Raw genomic sequence first — 18,141 nt, 5'->3', positions numbered from 1 at the left:
GCCCCCCTACTTCTGAAAGCTACTTCTTAGAGCCGAACACTCGCGTCCACGCCCAGTGGGTCAGCACCGCCGTACCCACCGCAACCGCCATCGGCAGCCACGCACTCGCACCCTGACCCGTAAAACCAATCAACAACGTCAACGCAGACAGCGGCGCATTCATCGAAATACCCAAAAACGCCGCCGTACCCGTCAGCGCCGCCGCATACAGCACCATCGACGCGCCACCCGGCACCCCGTCCAAAGCCGGGAACGCCCACAGTACCAGCGCCGCCACACAAAACGCGGCCGCCGCACCCAACGCCAAACCAGGCGTCAACGTACCACCATACGAACCCGAACGCAGACTCAACAGCACCACGGCAGCCTTCGCCACACACAACGCCAACACATATACTGCCGCCGCCGCAGACAAGCCGCCCGCCGCCGCATCCAGCGACACATTAAACGTGTGCTGAGTCAGCAGACGACCATTACCCAGAATCTCCGGAAGCCACAGCGAAACCACCGCGACCAGCACAAACGCCACCGGAATACGCCACAACAGAGAACGGTCCTTCGCCTTAATCTTCTCCGCACGCTGCGACAGCGCCCTAAAACCCAACGCCAGCGGAGCCAACACCACACCCGTCAACGCCGCAACCGTCAGCGTCGTCGCATCCAACGGAAGCTGCGGCACCGGGTAGGTCGGCGCATTCGAAATCACCAGATTCGCCGTGACCGTCGCCGTCCACACCGTTACCGCACCCACATACAGCGACCACAGGCTCAAACCCGCAGCCATCGCCTCCACAAGGTACACCAGGCCACCAACCGGCACCTGATACACCGCCGCCAAACCGGACGCCGCACCCGCCGCCACCAGTAGACGACGCTCACGATCACCCAGTAGCGGCGAACCATCCGGGCGAGTGCCACCAATGCGCTCCAGTAGGCGCGCGCACCGACCCGCAGCCAGGGCGCCCAGCTCACGCGGTGCGACCTCCTTACCCACCGGGGAACCCGCACCCACCGCAACAATCTGAATGACCGAATGCGAAATCTGCCGCCACAGCGACGGTGCGCGATCCTCCTCGGTAGCACCGGCAATCTGCGACTTCACGCCAACCACGCGCCGACCGCCCGACTGCAGGTAATACCAAACCAGCGCCACGAACGGGCCCAACGCCGCGAGCACCAGCGCACGACGCGCCGGGTCGGCACCGTCAGTGACCATCGGGTGATGACCCTCAGAATGACCAAACGCTAGCTCCTGCATAAAGTCCAGAACATAGTGCAAGGCAATCGCGCCCAAACCGCTGAATACGCCCGTGACCAGTGCGGCAAGAGTCAGCCCCAGCAGGAGGCGAAACGAAAAAGAACGGGAACCCGCAGGAATCTGCGGGCTATCAGAGGAAGAACTCGAGGAAGAACCAGTATGAGAAGACATAGAAAAGGGGTTTTGTGTGTTGCGTGCTGTGTGGTGTTGGAGGCTCCATACCCGGCGAAAATCGCCGCAGCTGAAGCCGATTTAATTCTACGCCCGTACTTTTACGCCTCAGCGGTGTGCCAAAGATTGAAAGGCAGAGCGGCACAGCAGGGAAGGCGCCCCAGAAAATCACATGAAACACGAGCCAGGTCACATGCCCACCGCCGTACCCGCTATGCTGGAAGGGTACGCCTCCACGCGCCTGCCGCACACCGCGCAAAGCCGCCGCCGGGCGCAGGCACCCCACTCGGAAGGATCAACGATGACCGCAACTATTGCTTTTCTCGGCACCGGCTCCATGAACGGCTCCATCGCCGCAGGCCTGCTCGCCGCAGGCCACGACCCCGCCCACATCCGCGCCACCGTGCGTAGCGAAGAATCTCGCGCCGCCCTCGCCCAGCGCCTCGGCGACAAGGTAGAAATCATCACTACCGGCGGCGAAGCTGACGGCAACCACAAGGCAACCGCCCACGCAGACGTCGTGCTGCTCGGTGTGAAGCCCTACGGCATTGTCGAGCTTGCCCGCGATATTGCACCCGCCCTCGCGCCGAATGCTGTTGTGGTGTCCGTTGCTGCTGGCGTGACCCTCGAAACCCTCGCCGAGTGCCTTCCCGCAGGTCAGCCCATTGTTCGCTGCATGCCGAACACCCCCTCCTCCGTGGGCAAGGGCGTGCTCGCCATCTCCACCACCGACACCGTGAAGGACGAGCAGAAGAAGCTCGTCGAAGAGGTCCTGGGCACCGTCGGCTTGGTCGTTGAGGTCCGCGAAGACCAGATGGATGCGGTCACCGCCGTCTCCGGTTCCGGCCCGGCATACGCGTTCCTGCTTGCGGAGGCAATGGCAACCGCCGGTGAGAAGCTCGGCCTGGACGCAGACACCGCCCTCAAGCTGGCCAGCGCAACCGTTGCCGGCGCGGGCTACCTGCTCGACGCCAACCCGGATGCGCCCGCCCTGCGCCACGCCGTGACCAGCCCGAACGGCACCACCGAGCGTGCGCTGAACACCTTCGTGGACGGTGGCCTCTTCCAGCTGACCGAGGACGCGATGCGCGCCTGTGCGGCACGTTCGGCGGAAATGAGCCAGCTGTACACCGCTGACGAGGACTAACCAGCGGAGACTAATACCGTCCGGTAGTATCCCCCTGACTAGCTGAAACTATAGAAAAACAGCCTCCTCCCGGCAGAACGGGAAGAGGCTGTTTTTCTATGTCTAATCGCGGGCTTCTCAAGGCAGCGAGGAAAAATGCGCTTAGGGTCGCGCCGCGAAACGCTCGATCAGGTCCACCTGGCCCGACACGATTAGAATGTCGCGCGAATGAATGCGGGTGGTCGCGTCCGCGTAGGTGAAGTCCTCACCGGGGGACTTAATGCCGACCACGGACACACCGTACTTGGAGCGGATATCCGACTCGGCGAGGGTGAAGCCGTGGGTTTCCTTCGGCGGGCGCATCTTCGCAATCGCGAAGTCGTCATCAAACTCAATGTAGTCCAGCAGTCGACCCGAGACCAGGTGCGCGGCACGGCGGCCGGCGTCCGCCTCCGGGTAGACCACGTGGTGCGCGCCAATACGCTCCAGAATCTTGCCGTGCGCGGGGGTGATCGCCTTCGCCCAAATTCGCTCCACGCCAATGTCCACGAGGTTCGCGGTAATCAGCACGGACGCCTCAACGGAGGTGCCCACACCCACCACAGCGGAACCGAAATCGTCCGCACCCAACTGGTGCAGGGTGTCGATATCGGTCGCGTCGGCAGAGACCACGTGGGTCAGCACGCCGGACCACTTCTGCACCAGCTCGGGGTCCTTCTCAATGGCGAGAACCTCCTTATTCTGCAGGCGCAGCTGTGCGGCAACGGCGGCACCGAAGCGACCCAAACCAATCACGAGGACGGGGGCGTTATGTGCACTAGCCAATGGTGGGCCTTTCTTCGGGGAACTTGTAGAGGCGGCGGCGTGAACGCAGCGCCAGACCGGTTGCGGCGGTTGTGGTGCCCACACGGCCAATGAGCATCAGGCCGCTAAGCACGTAGATACCCGCCGGTGGCAGGCTGGCGGAGAGACCGTTCGAGAGGCCGCAGGTCGCGAAGGCGGAGATGACCTCGAAGATTACTTCTTTGAGGTCCGCGCCGCTAATAATCAGAATCGACGCGGCACCAACACCTACCACGGTAGCACCCATAACAATCACAGAGATAGCAATGCGCAGAGAGGATTCGGGGATGGTGCGGTTGAACGCGACGACCTTCTGGTCACCGCGCGCCTCAGCAAGAATGGACAGGGCAATTACGGCGATGGTCGTGACCTTCACGCCACCCGCGGTCGAGCCGGAGCCGCCGCCAATGAACATGAGCATGTCCGTCAGGAGCGTGGAGACGGGGGTAATGCTGCTCATGTCGACCAGGTTGAAGCCGCCCGAACGCATCATGACGGAGGCAAAAATGGCATTCAGAACCTTGTCACCCGCAGAGTAGTCGCCGATGGTGGCGGGGTTGTTCCACTCGAAGAGGCCCCAGAAGAACGCGCCAAAAGCAAAGAAAAACAGGGTCGTGACGGTGGTCAGCTTCGCGGTGAGAGACCAGTGGCGGGGGCGGAAAGGATGATGCTGAATCGCAATGAAAACAGGGAAACCGAGCGAGCCCAAGAACACGGCAATGCAGATGGGCACGAGCAGGAAAAGGTCATGGCCGTAAGGCACGATGCCGTCGGAATGCGGGGTAAAGCCTGCATTGTTGAAAGCTGAAATAGCGTAGAAGATGCTGTGCCAGATGGCTTGGAACGGGTCTTCGCCGAGGGTCAGGAAACGAGGAATCAGCACAAGCGCAATGATTGCCTCGATGGAGAATGAAGCATAGGAGACGCTCTTGATGATGCCACCGACCTCGCCAAGACGGCTGATGTTCAGGTCTTCCTGTGCGATGAGCTTGGTGCGCAGACCCATCTTACGGCCGATAGCCAGCGCCAGCAGGGAGGTAATGGTTAGAGTGCCCAAACCACCGACCTGACAAGCCACAAGAATCATTGCCTGACCGAAGGTGGACCACTGGTCGGCGGTGGAGACGGTAGTCAGGCCGGTCACGGTCACCGCGCTGGTAGAGGTAAAAAATGCGTGGTGGAAAGGCGCGGGCTGCCCATCATTGGAGGAGATGGGCAGTAGCAAGGTGAGCGTAAAGAAGATGATGACCAGCAGAAACGCAGTGATTGCGGTGCGCGAAGGCGAGGCAAGAACGGTCACGTCAATAAAGTCACGGAAGCGTTCGAGGGTCTGCAGATTGAACCCCATGGGGGCGCGCTTACGCTGAACCTCGGAGGTTTCGCTCACGTGGTCGCGTAGGGCGAGCAGACGATCGAGGTCAATACCGGGCACGCTCGTGAGGATGCTAAGGTTTTCGGCCTCGAGGCGGTCGCGTCGGCTACGGTGAACCTGCTGCTTTTGAGGCACGGATGTGGTGCCGCTGAGGGTGTCCCAGCGGCGGTTGAGCTGGCCCTGGGGGTGGTGGTGTCGGCGCCGGGTGCGGCGGATGATGCGTCCCATGCGCCTCCTTCAGCGGGTGTCTGGGTGTTGGTGTGTTGGGTGGCGGATATGTGCCTGTTTTGACGCCTTCTAGTGTATCGCGCCGGGTGCCTACTGAGGGGGTTGAGGCTCTGGTGGTTTGGGGGTAAATATGTGAGCTTGGAGAAGGCGTGCGGTTGGTTTTGTGGGTGGAACCACGAAAACTATATATTCTGAATTAGCTATATAAGTATTGAGGGTCTGGGTGGCTCGCATATGCCTAGGATGAGATACAGGAAATCTCCACGAGATGTGATAGGCACTTCATGCTTTTCTCCCCTTCAGTGCTTCATATTAGAGGTAGCATTCAGCGGTCTTTCAGAATTTTTGAAGGTAATTTCCGTATCAGCCTCATTCTAAGCTTGAGGTGTCACTTTATATGTCATAATCGCTATATGCATTCTGATGTTTTTTCTGTCATCGCGGATCCGACTCGCCGCCGAATTGTGCGTATTCTCGCTGAGCAAACCCACACGGTGGGTGCAGTGGTTGAAAAGCTGGGCATGAGCCAGCCGACCATTTCGAAGCACCTGAAAGTCCTTCGCGATGCAGATGTGGTCTCCGTGACCGTGGAGGGGCAGCGTCGCCTCTACTCCCTGAACCCGGATGTATTCGCCACTGTGACCGAGTGGATTAACGAGACCGTTCAGATTGCACGCCAGTCCAATGAGGCGCACGCACCCGTGGCACTGCCCGGTGGCGTGACTGCATCTGCCTCCGACAAGACGGCAGCTGAGAAGCCGGTCGAGAAGGCCTCTGAGAAGAGCGCCCAGAAGCCTGCAGTCGAAGAGCCCGCTCAGAAGCTTGCACCTGCTGTAGCGGCACCGGCTGTAACTGCGCCTGCTGCATCCGAGAAGAGCGCAACCGCTGAAAAGACCGAGGCGACCGACTCTGAGGCTCTTACCGTTGATGCTCTTACCATTGAGGCTCCCTCCGCTGAGGAAATCGAGCAGGCACGCATTCAGCGTGCCCGCGCCCAGTACCTGACCCCGAGTGCACGCATTTACTCGCGCCCGGCGGAGCATGCTGCTGAAAGCGCCGCCTCCGAATCGACTATTGAGAAGACCGCTGCTGAGCCCACCTCGCAGGAAGAGACAGTGGATAGCACCCCGATGCGCCCCTTCACTCCCGCATCGTACGGTTACGATGCTGGGGTAACCCCCGCGGCGTCGGCAACCCCCGTTCAGCCCGCTACCCCGGCGGCATCCGCTGAGGTGAAGCCCGCTGAGACCAACAAGACCACTGAGGCGAAGCCTGTCGTAGAGGATAAGCCGGTGGTAATCGCTCAGCCTGCCGCTACTGTGTCTTACGGTATTGACCCGGCTGCGGTTGTGGGCGGTTCGATTCAGCCTATTGCTGTGACCCCCGAAGCTCCTGCTGCCGAGGAGCCCGCGGTGGCTGAGAAGACTGTCAACGAACAGCCTGCAGAAAAGGCTGAGGAGAAGCCCTCGGTTGAAGAAACCGTAGTTGCTGAGAAGCCAGCAGTTGAAGAATCTGCACCTGAGAAGGACGCGGCAGAAGAGTCTGACAAGGCTGAAAGCAAGTCTGAGCCCTCCTCTGAAGAGGCTGAGTATCAGACCATGCCCGCCTACGATTCGGTGTACCGCCCCAGCACTGAGACGACCAGCACCGAGGCGAAGGACACTCATCGCGGTGGTCTCTTCGGCTTCCTGCGTGGCCGCCGCCGCTAAGGCGCGCCCTGACGCCGTTCAACCTCCGGCATAACTCATCGATAAAGCACACACACTCTCACTCACCTTTATCTAACCGAAAGACGCATTCACGTGGCTATTCATCGTAAAATTCTGCGCTGGCTCGAGAACGAACTGTTCGAGGGCAATATTCAGCTGGGTCAGGACCTGCCCAGCGATAGCGAGATTGCACGCGCTATTGGTGTGGGTCGTTCCCGCACTCGCGAGGCTCTGCGCACCCTGGAAGATATGGATCTGGTGCAGCTGTACAACGGTCGCGGCAAGGAAATGCTGGTACACCTGAGTGATGAGCCTGCCGCTGCCGCGAGTGCCGCTCTGCGCCTGCACATGTCCAGTTCGCGTTACCCGACTCGTGACCTGGTGCAGACCCGTATTCTGCTGGAAAGCTGGGCGATTGCGCGTATTGACCCGAAGACCGTCTCCTTCGCGGAGATGGACGAGGTTCTGGAGCAGATGGAAGACTTCGACCTGTCGATTCGTGACTTCCTGGAGCTTCTGTTGACGTTCCACCACCAGGTGATGCGTTGCGGTGGTAATGAGTTGCTGGTGGGTCTGCTCGCGTCGGTGCGTCAGCCGAGTTTTGAGTCGATGCTGTCTCTGGTGGGTCGTATGCCGCTGTGGAGTAGCGCTGTTGAGCGTCTGCGTGCTGAGAGCCGCGCTATTGCGGAGGCTCTGAAGGCTGGCGACGCTGCGACTGCGCGTGCCATGGTGATTGGTCAGCTGCGCGGCATGTATTCCGATGCCGGTATTGATCTGGAGCAGGAGGCGACCTCTGCGAATGGTCTGCCGGGTGAGCCGATTGCTTCTGAGTTTGCGCCGGTTGATGTGGATGAGTTTGCCGCTGATGACTTTGATGATTTGATGCAGGACGACCCGTCCTTCGCTGATGCGGAGGCTCTGCCCGCCGCAGATGCACCCGTTGCGGCACCCGCTTCTGTGGCGCCCGCTTCGGATTCTGTTCAGGCTTCTGCTCCGTCTTCTGTCGTGGAGTACACGGTGCCTGAGGGCGATATTGTCTACATTGAGGAGACTGCTGCTGAGACTCCTGTGGAGCGGGTTGATGAGCCTGCTGAGGTTCTTTCTAGCTCTAACGCTTCTGGCTCTGACAAGGTAGAACGTTCCATTCCCGCTGTTGCTCAGCCCGCACCTGCTGCAGCTCCTGCTACTCCCGCGCAGCCTACCGCTCATTCGGTGAGCGCGGATGTGCCGCTGAGCTTCGGCACCCCGCGCCGCAGCACCCCGGTCGCTCAGGCTGCCCCGGCTGCTTCTGCGGCTCCGGTATCTGGCGCCCAGACCCTCAATTCGCAGACTCCCAGCGGTCAGCTGCCGAGCGTCCCTGCCGCCTACGCGCAGGAAGAGGCGGAGGGCCCCGCGAAGGTTCTGCGCGCCTCCACGGCGGCTCCGCGTCGCCGTAGCGGCCAGATCGTTTCCCCGGTGCGTGCGACCATCATTAAGCCGGTGGATCGTAGCCAGGTGCTGACTGCGCCTGCCCGTACCGCGCGTCCTGTGGCTGTTGCAGCTACCTCTGCGCCTGCTGAGTCTGCGTCTTCTGAGAAGGTTCTGCGTGCCCCGGCGCGTCAGCAGGAGCCCGCTACTCTGGCGGCTGAGCCTACCCGTCTTGAGGCGGCAGCGACCATCCACGACACCTACGAGAAGCTTCCCCACGAGGAGCCGGTGCAGGAGCGCCGCGGCATCTTCTCGAAGATGAAGCGTTTCTTCGGCGTGGATGTGTACGAGCCTGAGCACGACGAAGCGCAGGAGAGCCCCGAGAAGGAGCAGGCTGTGAAGGCTGAAACGAAGCCCGAATCCCAGCCTGAGCAGCCCGTCATTGACGAGGAGGCGCTGGCTCGCGCCGAGGCTGAGCGTGCTGAGCGTTTGAAGGCGCTGCACGCGGCGGCTGAGGAGAGCACCGCTGAAGAGGTTTCCGTCGAAGAGCCGGTTGAAGAACCCGCTGAAGCTTCTGAGCCCGCGCAGGAATCGGTTGAGGAGTCGGCTGAGACCGCCTCCGAGGCTGAGGAGAACACTGCTGAGGGTGCTGTAGCTTCGTCCGGTTCGGTGCTGTCTCATGGCCGCGGTAAGGGCTCGAAGAAGTCGAAGAAGAAGCGCCGCTAGGGCTACCGAATCCCTATTTCGCCCCGATATACCCCGGATATAGCCGCGGGAAAAGCGGATTTTCAGGGAAAAACTCCTGAAAAGCCGCTCTCGAATGGTGAAAATGGGGGTAAACCTAGTACTCTAGGTAGGTAGCGCTCTAAAACGCAAGGGTATTTCTGTGCCTAAAATGCGTTTTGGATCGGTTATACCGGTATAAATTTCCCCGGGTAGCTACCGAGTCGAATGGCTCGGCCGGGTACGAGTAAAGTGAGGAAATCCTATGGGTTCCGTTATCAAGAAGCGCCGCAAGCGTATGTCCAAGAAGAAGCACCGCAAGCTGCTTCGTAAGACCCGCCACCAGCGCCGCAACAAGAAGTAAATAGACTTCTTTCGCCCCGCCCTCCGTTTGGAGAGGCGGGGTTTTTGCGTTTTGAGGGGTTATCTGTGGGTCACCTGTTTGGGGTGGGGCGCGCTATCTGAGAGACTGGGATTATGACTGAAACTTCCACCATTAAAGTTCACCTCATGCGTCACGGCGAGGTGCACAACCCCGAGCGTATCGTGTACGGCCGTCTGCCCGGCTACCGCCTGTCTGATAAGGGCCAGCAGATGGTGCGTCTGAGCGCCGAGGAGTTCGCCGCTCGTGCTGAGCGCGGCTCCCGCTTCGTGCACCTGGTCTGCTCGCCGCTGCAGCGCACCCGTGAGTCTGCCGCCCCGGTTGAGGAGCTGCTGGGCCTGACCGCGCAGCCGGATGAGCGCGTCATCGAGGCGGATAACTACTTTGAGGGTCTGCACGTGAACGCACAGGAGCTGCTGCAGAACCCGCGTCACTGGACGAAGCTGTACAACCCGGCGCGCCCCTCCTGGGGTGAATCGTACCTGGATCAGGTGCGCCGTATGGCGGCGGCTGTTCAGGATGCGGCGCGTACCGCCTACGAGCGCGGCGGCGAGGGCGCGGAGGCGATTATTGTGTCGCACCAGCTGCCGATTTGGATTACTCGCCTGGGAGTTGAGGGCCGCATGCTGCAGCATGACCCGCGCGCTCGTGAATGCAACCTGGCGTCGATTACGACTCTGGCGTTTAGCACCACTGATTTTGAGCATGAGATGCCGCGTTTTGTGGAGTATTCGGAGCCTGCCGCGCCGCTGTACGGTGGCGTGATTCAGCTGCCCGGCAGCTAAAGGTCCGGCAGCTAGTTCATAAAGCTGTTTTTGAGCATAGAGAAGAGGCTGTGAGCCCATCCGCATTGGATGTGCCCACAGCCTCTTGCTGTAAACCTTGGGTGCGCGAGCCTCGCCACCCTGACTAGTTCTGCCCGTTGCCCTGATTCGGGGTGCCGTCCTCGGGGTTCTTATGTTCGGGGTCCTGCTTGTTGTTTGATTCTGCCTCGCGGCTGCGGCGTTCGCGTTCTGCCTTTGCTTTGAGCCAGCGCAGGTACTCTTCATCGTCATCGGGGGAAGAGACCGAGGGAGCCGGGGTGCTGCGTCGCTGACCGAAACCGGCGCGAGGAGTGCCTGCTGCGGGCTGCGCCTTGGGGCGGCCCAGGATGAGCCACATGATGGGGCCTACCACGGGGAAGAGCAGGGTGACGAGAACCCACAGCCACTTGGGCAGGGTTCGCGCCTCGTGTGCGGGGGTGCGGACGGCGTCCAAGAGGGTGTAGAGGGTCAGACCCACGATGAGGGCTGCGCCGCCAATAATCAGCATGGCTCGAATCATAAGCACTACTATGACACACCGCCGCGTTATCGCGGAACTATGAACCGGGTGCCCGCTAGCGGCTTAACGGTACGGCTTAACGGGACGCGCTGAGCTACGGCGCAAACCTGCACGACGCGAACCGGCGCAGAGTCGTATGTCGGCTTAGTAGCCGGTGAACACCTGAACTTCGTGGCTAATAATATCCAGCGAACCCAGCCACACGGCGAGGGCAAGAATAACGGAGTACACGAGCGCCACAATACCCGCCTGCTTGAGCACGGGAATCAGCTCGCGGCCGCCGCGCGTCCACACGGTCACGCAGGAGTGGATGGTCGGGCCCACCAGCAGGAAGATGAGCAGGAACCAGGGGTTTTCATCGAGCAGGAGCACGCCCAGACCCAGCGCCAGAGCCATCTCCACAATGTAGGTGATGCGCGACCAGCGTTCACCCAGGCGGACCGCCATGGTCAGTTTGCCCGCCTCAATGTCGGTGGGAATGTCACGCACGTTATTCGCCATGAGCAGCGCACAGGAAATCAGACCAATGCCGATAGCACCGACCCAGCCGAGCAGGGTCAGGGTGTGCGCCTGAGTGTAGAGGGTGCCCAGAGTCGCGACCAGACCAAAGTAGACGAAGACGAACACGTCACCCAAGCCCATGTAGCCGTAGGGGTGCTTGCCGCCGGTGTAGCCCCACGCCGCGAAGACGCTGGAGGCGCCAATCGCCAGGAACCACCACTGGTTCGCCAACGCAACCAGGGCAAGGCCGGCGAGCATTGCGAGGCCGAAGCAGCCGAAGGCGGCGTACTTGACGGAGCGGGGGCTTGCCACGCCGGAACCAACGAGGCGTAGCGGGCCCACGCGGTCTTCGTCGGTGCCCTTGATGCCGTCGGAGTAGTCGTTGGCGTAGTTCACGCCCACCTGCAGGAAGAACGCGACGAGGAACGCCAAGAACGCGTAGAGCGGCTTGAATTCGTTGATCTCGTAGGCGGCAGCTGAGCCGGCAATAATGGGGGCGACGGCGAGCGGCAGGGTGCGCAGGCGAGCGCCTTCAATCCATTGGGCGGCAGTTGCCACGGGGGTTCCTTCCGGGTCTAAGTGCGTATGATGCGTGGGTGTCGTGATGCGAAGGTCAGGGCATGCGGGCGGGTGCGTGCGCGGGGTGAAAACCCGCGGATGAGCCTGCTTTAGCCCTGACGATAGTCTCTGTCCAGGATACTGTATATTTCTGCGCGGTCCGGCTTGCCGGTGCTGGTGAGCGGGAAATCGGGCAGGATGCTCAGCTGCTTGGGTGCGGCGGGGGCGCCGAGCTTTTCGGCGCAGCGGGCACGCAGCAGGGCGCAGAGTTCTTCGTTCAGGGCAGTGCCATTCTCAGAAGATGCAGTCGCGGCACCGGCAGAAGGCACCAGCGTGACCGCGGCGGCAATGGCGGTGCCCCAGCGGGCATCGGGTAGCCCGATCACGCAGGCTTCACGCACGGCGGGGTGCTCTTCGAGGACGGTCGCCACTGCGCGGGCGGAGATTTTCACGCCTCCGCTGATGAGCACGTCGTCGCTGCGGCCGAGCACCTGCAGGCGCTGCTCGCTACAGTTCTCGCTGCTGTCGGGAACCGCTACAGGGCTCAGCAGCCCGTAGTCGTCGGTGCGGTACCAGCGGGTACCGTCGGCGGCGGTGAAGAAGTGCTCGGCGGTGCGGACGGTATCGCCAATGTAGCCGCTGGCGAGGTGCGCGCCGCTAATCCAGATACGACCCACCTGTGCGGGTTTCCCCTCAATATTCGGCACGGTCGGCATGCCCTCTTCGGGTACGAGCTCCACTCGCACACCGGGCAGCACGGAGCCGGAGTAGACGCATCCGCCCGCGGTTTCGGCGCTACCGTAGGTGGTCACCGTGTTCAGCCCCAGCGCGGAGGCGGCGGCGAGCAGGTCGGCGCTGGTGGGGGCGCCTCCGAGCAGGATTCCGGTGAAGGAGCCGAGCGCCTCGTGAATCTCAGCGCCCAGGCGCGGGTCGGCATCCGCGCTTTCAAGCAGCTTATGTAGCTGGGTGGGTACCAGGGAGATAAACCGGCGTGCCGAGCTCATCTGCTCAACCGCCTGCAAGAAGACCTCCGGCGTGAAATGCACCGGCTCGGTTACGGACCGGGCAATGACCGGGAAGGTCCCGGCGAGCACGGAGCGGGCGAGCACCTGCGCGCCGGCAATATAGTGCGCGGGAAGAGCCAGCAACCACTGCGAGGCGGCATCGGTGTTTGCCTCAAAGAAGTTTTCGGTGGCTGTCGCACTGGCGGCAAGCGCACGAGCGGTGAGCGCGGTGCGTTTGGGGGTTCCGGTGGAGCCGGAGGTGCCCACCACCAGGGCAATAGGCTCAGCCGCCTCTACATCCTCAGCCCCCGTGCTGTTAGCCTCAGAACTTTCCGCACCCGCCGCATAGTCACCCAACAGCTGCTCGAAGGCGCCCAGCATGGCGTGCGGGTCGGCGGGCTGATTGGCGCGCACCTGTACCGCCTGCGGGTGCAGGGCAGCCTCATGCGGGGCGGGGGAGGGCGCGAGCCCGGGTACGGGGGTGTTCATCATGAAAAATCCTTAGCGGCTGGCTTTAACTGCTGCGTGCGGGGCGTGTGATACGCCGGGGCTGTTCCACCGAGGCGGTAAGAAAAGCACCGGAGCCGGATTCTTAGCTGAGGTTTTCAGGGTTGAATCCGGCTCCGAGCCTATGCATCTGAAACTACTTCTGCGGAAGGGACTGTCTCTTAGAAGTAGTACGGGTAGTTGGACCAGTCCGGGTCACGCTTCTGCAAGAATGCGTCGCGACCCTCCACTGCCTCGTCGGTCATGTACGCCATGCGGGTTGCCTCACCGGCGAAGACCTGCTGGCCGAGCATGCCGTCGTCGGGCAGGTTGAAGGCGTACTTGAGCATACGGATTGCCTGCGGGGACTGGCGGGCAATGTGCGCCGCGTATTCCAGGCCCTTGTTTTCCAGTTCGGCGTGGGGGACGACGTCGTTGACCGCGCCCATTTCGTACATGCGCTGTGCGTCGTATTCCTTGGCGAGGAAGAAGATTTCGCGGGCGAACTTCTGACCCACCTGGCGTGCGAGCAGCGCCGAACCGTAGCCTGCGTCGAAGGAGCCGACGGTTGCGTCAGTCTGTTTGAACTTGCCGTACTCCTCGGAGGCGATGGTCAGGTCAGCCACCACGTGCAGGGAGTGGCCGCCGCCTGCCGCCCAACCGGAGACGAGGGCGATAACGACCTTGGGCATGGTGCGGATGAGGCGCTGCACTTCCAGGATGTGCAGTCGGCCTGCGCGTGCCGGGTCGATGCTTTCGGCGGTCTCACCGCTGGCGTAGTGGTAGCCGTCGCGGCCGCGGATGCGCTGGTCGCCGCCGGAGCAGAATGCCCAGCCGCCGTCCTTGGCGGAGGGGCCGTTGCCGGTGAGCAGCACGGTGCCTACGTTGGAGGTCATGCGTGCGTGGTCGAGGGCGCGGTAGAGTTCGTCCACGGTGTGCGGGCGGAATGCGTTGCGGACCTCGGGGCGGTCGAATGCGATGCGCACGGTGGGCAGATCGCGTACGATTTCGCCGTTTTCGTCGCGCTGAACCTGGCGGTGGTAGGTGATGTCGGTGAAGTCTTCGAAGCCTTCGACGACGCGCCAGTCGGCGGGGTTGAAGATGTCCGAGACCTTTTCGGGAAGTTGTGCAGTCATAGACCCTATTCTACGTTGCCCAAGCGTTGTCTGAGGTTGTGGCATGGGTTGCCGCATATGAGAAGGCCCGGACCGCGTGTGTGCGGCCCGGGCTTCTCAATATGAAATGGATGTTATTTATCCATTGATAATTTTATTGATTAGAAGCGGCATAGCGCTAGAAGGGTTCGGTCCTATTCGGTTGAATTCCATATTCGGGTCGTTTCGTTGGGCTTTTTTGATAGCGGTATCATATTTTTCAATGGGGAAATCAGTATGAAGCTCTTTATTGTTTTTTCCTGTCATGAATGGGCGGGAAGCAGAGATTGCCTTAACTCGATTATTTATATCTGAATTTGACATATATCCATTAGGGGAATCTCCCATGTGCCAAAGTAGCCATACTTCAAATTTAATATTTGTAACGACCATTAATATATTCTTTTCTTTTGCTTCTTTTAGTGCCTGTTCTAAATTAGTATGCTGATCGACATCAACTACACAGAAAAAACTTTCATATTTATCTGAATCTTTATTTTTATAGTTTAAGCAACCCTTAAGGATACTGCCGGGGTCGGTCCCCTTAGGGGGAATTATATTAAAGTGGACCGAAGTTTTTTCAGGCCTGAGGTGTTCCTTTAATCGTTTAAAGTACTGAACTTCTGTTTTCTCGCCTTCGACGCATATGAGTATGTTTTTTTTGGGGGTGCGGATGGGTCGTTTATTTCGGGCGAATCGACTATTATTCCCCATTTTTTTCTTTCTGTGAATTTAGTTTCGATGAAGGATAATTGACTAGAGCCTTGAAAATACTGTCTGCAATAAACGGAACAGCACCGTAAGTTCCCATAAGGTAAAGTTTTTCAGTGTCGCTATTTAAATCTGTCTGAAAATCATCTAATGAAAACAGCTCTGTGACACCTTGGCGAGTTTTTTCGGTGAACCATATATTTTTACTGCTTAAGCCGAGATCCTCTTGGGCAGCGAGAAGTGTTGCGTCATGAGTGGTGAAAATTATTTGAGCGCCATGTATGTTTATGGAAGTATCCGTAAATAGCCTAACAAGAAGATGCACTAGGTACGGGTGCAGACTGGAATCTAACTCATCCCCGCATACAACCCCACCTTTACGGATGGCTTTCAATGCGGCAAAAGATACGGCGAGCCACGCTAAGGTTCCATCGCTTTCTTCTTCTATATAGAGCGGCGGTGTGTTTTCATCATAGGAATAATGGAAAAACTCTAGGCGTCGTTGGATTATTCGGGCAATTTTGGGTTTAAGGGAATCTGATGAATCATCGCCATCAGTAGAGTCTAAGTTTGATAGTAATTCCTTAATTTTTGCCTGTACTATAATGGGAATATCAGGCGGAAAATTTTGCCCATCAAATTCATTTTCTTTTTGCAAAAGGCCAACACTTTGAATACCGATATCAGCAATCTGCAATAGCAACTCAAGTTCTTCAAAAGAGATTGCATTTTTTGCGAGACCTTCTATTATGGAGTCAATACGAGATTTCTGGTCCCTGTTGAGTAGTATGAAATCAATTCCATGTATGATGCTTTCTGATACTTCCCATAAGATATCTTTCCTCTTAAGAACGAGTGCGCGTGAAAGTATAAGTTCCCGATCATTTACTTCAAGCTTTTGAATTCCTTTTGAAAATATTGTGCTATATTTACCTTCTCCTAGTTTTTCCCGACTAAAGATTCTTTTCCATCGTTTGGTTGGAATATATTCGAGATACTCAAAAGTAATTCCTTGAGGGGAAGCTCCAAAGCTATATCGATACCTTTTGTCGTTAAGCAAAAAATCCAGCTCATAGGCGCTCTCTGAATCTTGATAATGCTTATCCAGTTTAAAGGGAGCACAGGGGAAATCAGGGTGGCTCTGCCAGGTAGTAGATGAATTCCGGATAGCAGTTATAAAATACAGGAGCGCATCAAGAAAGTTAGATTTTCCTGATGCATTTGCACCAAATATGCTTGCAACATTATTTACATATTGGTTCCAAGTTTTTCCTTCGGCTGGGGTTAGCCTGTTAATGGAGGGGTCTAGGAGCTCCAATGCTGCCTCATCCCTCACGCTCTTATGGTTTTTAATCCTAAAGTTGAGAATCTTCATATTTTGACGATATCATACCCCTCTCGCAGTCCGGAACTACGAATCCATGTAAAGACGAAGCAGCCCGGCACTACAAGCTGTAGTACCGGGCTGCCGGGGAAGGCTGCGAACCTACGTCCTCACTTCCGATAAAGGTTCTGAAGGTTCGCTGAGCTGTCCTCGATGTATCCGCTGAATGCGGAGGTTTATTAAGTCAAACCTTTACTTGACCTTGGCGAGCTCAACCGCGCGGTCGAACTCTTCGTCAATGGCGTCGTTCTTCTTGTAGGTCATGAGCGAAACCACGATGGCGACAAGCAGCGCCGAAGCGAAGCCGGGAACCATTTCGTAGAGCACAGACTTCATGGGGCTCTGGCCCCATGCGAATGCCACAACGGCGCCGGTAATCATGGAGGCCAGCGCACCCTGGGTGGTCAGCTTACGCCAGTAGAGGGAGAGCAGAACGGTCGGGCCGAATGCCGAACCGAAGCCAGCCCAAGCGAATGCGACCAGCTGCAGAATGGAGCTGTTGGGGTTCCATGCCAGGGCACCGGCGACCAGCGCCACGATTGCCACGCCTGCACGGCCGAGCCACAGGGACTTGCCGGCGCTGAGCTTCTTCGAGGAGAAGATGCCGTAGAGGTCCTCCACCAGAGCGGAGGAGCACACAATCAGCTGCGAGGAGAGGGTGGACATAATTGCCGCCAGAACCGCAGCCAGAATTAGGCCCGCAATGAGGGGGTGGAACAGAATCTGGGCGAGGTCCAGGAAGACCGACTCAGCGGTTTCCGGGTTGGTGAGGGACGCCTCGGGGTGGCGTGCAAAGTATGCGATACCCATGAACGCGCCGCTCAGTGCGCCGAACACGGTCAGGACCATCCAGCTGATGCCGATGCGGCGGCCGGACTTGGCGTCAGCGGGGGTGCGCATTGCCATGAATCGCACAATAATGTGCGGCTGACCGAAGTAGCCCAGACCCCATGCGAGGGATGAAACAATACCGGCGAAGGTGGTACCCGCGAAGATGCTCAGTGCGTCGGGGCGTACCTGGCTGATGGACTCAACCACGGGGCCCACGCCGCCGAGGTCAATGATGGTGACGACCGGAACGGCAATCAGTGCTGCGAGCATGAGCAGACCCTGAACCATGTCGGTGTAGGACGCGCCCATGAAGCCGCCGAAGAAGGTGTAGAACACGGTAATGCCTGCCAACAGGAGCATACCGGTGTGGTATTCCTGACCGAAGGAGGACTTGAAGAACAGACCGCCGGACACCATACCGGAGGAGACGTAGAAGGTGAAGAATACCAGAATCACGACACCGGAGACGATGCGCAGCACGCGCTTGGTGTCATGGAGGCGGTTGCTCAGGAAGACTGGGACGGTCACTGCGTCGCCTGCTACTTCGGTGTAGCTACGCAGTCGCGGTGCCACGAACGTCCAGTTGCACCATGCGCCGATGGTCAGGCCGACGGCGAGCCATGCCTGGGAGAGGCCGCTGAGGTAGACGGCGCCGGGCAGACCCATGAGGAGCCAACCGGACATGTCGGAGGCGCCCGCTGAGAGTGCGGCGACGGTGGGGGAGAGCTGACGCCCGCCCAGCACATAGTCGTCGAGGCTGTTGTTCTTGCTATTTGCCCATAGGCCGATTGCGATCATGGCAACAAAATAAATCGCCAGCGCGATGACCTGGTATGTACTCGCGGCCATAATGTTCCTTCTCTCCTGGTGGTAGTGTGCGCCTGTGTGTATTTATGCGCTACCCCATAACTTTATGAGTGGCATAGGATACAGTCTAGGCTCTGAAGGGCTGAAAATAAAGTCTATTTGA

General features: G+C 59.1%; 15 protein-coding genes. 5 read left to right on the top strand and 10 right to left on the bottom strand.

The genetic code is table 11. The features are described 5' to 3' along the window. Positions 1 to 19 precede the first annotated feature (19 nt). The gene (locus AB8E48_RS05240; RefSeq protein WP_294628230.1) at positions 20 to 1,429 is read right to left on the bottom strand and encodes a chloride channel protein; all 1,410 of its coding nucleotides are present in this window, start codon (positions 1,427 to 1,429) and stop codon (positions 20 to 22) included. 301 nt (positions 1,430 to 1,730) lie between these two features. On the opposite strand from AB8E48_RS05240, the gene proC reads away from it, so the two are divergent. Continuing rightward, positions 1,731 to 2,576, top strand: coding sequence for a pyrroline-5-carboxylate reductase (proC, locus tag AB8E48_RS05235; RefSeq protein WP_049341024.1), 846 nt, complete (start codon positions 1,731 to 1,733; stop codon positions 2,574 to 2,576). A gap of 141 nt (positions 2,577 to 2,717) precedes the next feature. Here the strand turns inward: proC and AB8E48_RS05230 are convergent, their stop codons facing one another. Together AB8E48_RS05230 and AB8E48_RS05225 are read right to left on the bottom strand one after the other, a co-directional pair. Further along, entirely contained in the window at positions 2,718 to 3,380 is a 663-nt protein-coding gene (locus AB8E48_RS05230) for a potassium channel family protein (protein ID WP_314658715.1), read from the bottom strand. Further along, on the bottom strand, positions 3,373 to 4,998 hold the full coding sequence (locus AB8E48_RS05225; RefSeq protein WP_368885987.1) for a TrkH family potassium uptake protein: 1,626 nt from the start codon (positions 4,996 to 4,998) through the stop codon (positions 3,373 to 3,375). The genes AB8E48_RS05230 and AB8E48_RS05225 overlap by 8 nt, the downstream gene beginning before the upstream one ends. A gap of 413 nt (positions 4,999 to 5,411) precedes the next feature. Between AB8E48_RS05225 and AB8E48_RS05220 the strand changes: the two genes are divergently transcribed. The 4 genes from AB8E48_RS05220 to AB8E48_RS05205 all read left to right on the top strand — a co-directional run bounded on the left by AB8E48_RS05220 (position 5,412) and on the right by AB8E48_RS05205 (position 10,004). After that, entirely contained in the window at positions 5,412 to 6,707 is a 1,296-nt protein-coding gene (locus AB8E48_RS05220) for a metalloregulator ArsR/SmtB family transcription factor (protein ID WP_368885986.1), read from the top strand. Between the two features lie 93 nt (positions 6,708 to 6,800). Next, positions 6,801 to 8,840, top strand: a complete 2,040-nt coding sequence (locus tag AB8E48_RS05215) for a FadR/GntR family transcriptional regulator (protein WP_368885985.1) — start codon at positions 6,801 to 6,803, stop codon at positions 8,838 to 8,840. A 262-nt stretch (positions 8,841 to 9,102) separates the two neighbouring features. Continuing rightward, the gene (locus tag AB8E48_RS05210; RefSeq protein WP_005504750.1) at positions 9,103 to 9,201 is read left to right on the top strand and encodes a 30S ribosomal protein bS22; all 99 of its coding nucleotides are present in this window, start codon (positions 9,103 to 9,105) and stop codon (positions 9,199 to 9,201) included. A 113-nt stretch (positions 9,202 to 9,314) separates the two neighbouring features. Next, positions 9,315 to 10,004, top strand: a complete 690-nt coding sequence (locus AB8E48_RS05205; protein WP_070846778.1) for a histidine phosphatase family protein — start codon at positions 9,315 to 9,317, stop codon at positions 10,002 to 10,004. Between the two features lie 124 nt (positions 10,005 to 10,128). On the opposite strand, the gene AB8E48_RS05200 is transcribed toward AB8E48_RS05205, so the two are convergent. The 7 genes from AB8E48_RS05200 to putP form a co-directional block, all read right to left on the bottom strand. Further along, positions 10,129 to 10,542, bottom strand: coding sequence for a PLD nuclease N-terminal domain-containing protein (locus AB8E48_RS05200; protein ID WP_368885984.1), 414 nt, complete (start codon positions 10,540 to 10,542; stop codon positions 10,129 to 10,131). Positions 10,543 to 10,686: 144 nt separating this feature from the next. Further along, positions 10,687 to 11,601, bottom strand: coding sequence for a 1,4-dihydroxy-2-naphthoate polyprenyltransferase (locus AB8E48_RS05195; RefSeq protein ID WP_049363321.1), 915 nt, complete (start codon positions 11,599 to 11,601; stop codon positions 10,687 to 10,689). Positions 11,602 to 11,711: 110 nt separating this feature from the next. Then, positions 11,712 to 13,097 (bottom strand): AMP-binding protein, encoded by a 1,386-nt coding sequence (locus tag AB8E48_RS05190; RefSeq protein ID WP_368885983.1) that lies wholly within the window; start codon positions 13,095 to 13,097, stop codon positions 11,712 to 11,714. A gap of 176 nt (positions 13,098 to 13,273) precedes the next feature. Next, on the bottom strand, positions 13,274 to 14,227 hold the full coding sequence (locus AB8E48_RS05185) for a 1,4-dihydroxy-2-naphthoyl-CoA synthase (RefSeq protein WP_070737789.1): 954 nt from the start codon (positions 14,225 to 14,227) through the stop codon (positions 13,274 to 13,276). Positions 14,228 to 14,344: 117 nt separating this feature from the next. Then, positions 14,345 to 14,959, bottom strand: a complete 615-nt coding sequence (locus tag AB8E48_RS05180; RefSeq protein WP_368885982.1) for an RloB family protein — start codon at positions 14,957 to 14,959, stop codon at positions 14,345 to 14,347. Then, positions 14,949 to 16,331, bottom strand: coding sequence for an AAA family ATPase (locus tag AB8E48_RS05175; RefSeq protein WP_060824362.1), 1,383 nt, complete (start codon positions 16,329 to 16,331; stop codon positions 14,949 to 14,951). The genes AB8E48_RS05180 and AB8E48_RS05175 overlap by 11 nt, the downstream gene beginning before the upstream one ends. A 201-nt stretch (positions 16,332 to 16,532) precedes the next feature. Continuing rightward, on the bottom strand, positions 16,533 to 18,020 hold the full coding sequence (gene putP, locus AB8E48_RS05170; protein WP_049341036.1) for a sodium/proline symporter PutP: 1,488 nt from the start codon (positions 18,018 to 18,020) through the stop codon (positions 16,533 to 16,535). Between the last annotated feature and the right edge of the window lie 121 nt (positions 18,021 to 18,141).

Source organism: Rothia mucilaginosa (assembly GCF_964211445.1).
GTDB classification, from domain to species: domain Bacteria; phylum Actinomycetota; class Actinomycetes; order Actinomycetales; family Micrococcaceae; genus Rothia; species Rothia mucilaginosa_E.
This window is presented reverse-complemented; position numbering and strand designations above follow the sequence as displayed.

Excerpts from the sequence above, each read along its gene's own strand:
- AB8E48_RS05240 (WP_294628230.1), bottom strand. The coding sequence starts at position 1,429 with ATGTCTTCTCATACTGGTTCTTCCTCGAGTTCTTCCTCTGATAGCCCG.
- proC (WP_049341024.1), top strand. The coding sequence starts at position 1,731 with ATGACCGCAACTATTGCTTTTCTCGGCACCGGCTCCATGAACGGCTCC.
- AB8E48_RS05225 (WP_368885987.1), bottom strand. The coding sequence starts at position 4,998 with ATGGGACGCATCATCCGCCGCACCCGGCGCCGACACCACCACCCCCAG.
- AB8E48_RS05220 (WP_368885986.1), top strand. The coding sequence starts at position 5,412 with ATGCATTCTGATGTTTTTTCTGTCATCGCGGATCCGACTCGCCGCCGA.
- AB8E48_RS05210 (WP_005504750.1), top strand. The coding sequence starts at position 9,103 with ATGGGTTCCGTTATCAAGAAGCGCCGCAAGCGTATGTCCAAGAAGAAG.
- AB8E48_RS05205 (WP_070846778.1), top strand. The coding sequence starts at position 9,315 with ATGACTGAAACTTCCACCATTAAAGTTCACCTCATGCGTCACGGCGAG.
- AB8E48_RS05200 (WP_368885984.1), bottom strand. The coding sequence starts at position 10,542 with ATGATTCGAGCCATGCTGATTATTGGCGGCGCAGCCCTCATCGTGGGT.
- AB8E48_RS05190 (WP_368885983.1), bottom strand. The coding sequence starts at position 13,097 with ATGATGAACACCCCCGTACCCGGGCTCGCGCCCTCCCCCGCCCCGCAT.
- AB8E48_RS05185 (WP_070737789.1), bottom strand. The coding sequence starts at position 14,227 with ATGACTGCACAACTTCCCGAAAAGGTCTCGGACATCTTCAACCCCGCC.
- AB8E48_RS05180 (WP_368885982.1), bottom strand. The coding sequence starts at position 14,959 with ATGGGGAATAATAGTCGATTCGCCCGAAATAAACGACCCATCCGCACC.
- AB8E48_RS05175 (WP_060824362.1), bottom strand. The coding sequence starts at position 16,331 with ATGAAGATTCTCAACTTTAGGATTAAAAACCATAAGAGCGTGAGGGAT.
- putP (WP_049341036.1), bottom strand. The coding sequence starts at position 18,020 with ATGGCCGCGAGTACATACCAGGTCATCGCGCTGGCGATTTATTTTGTT.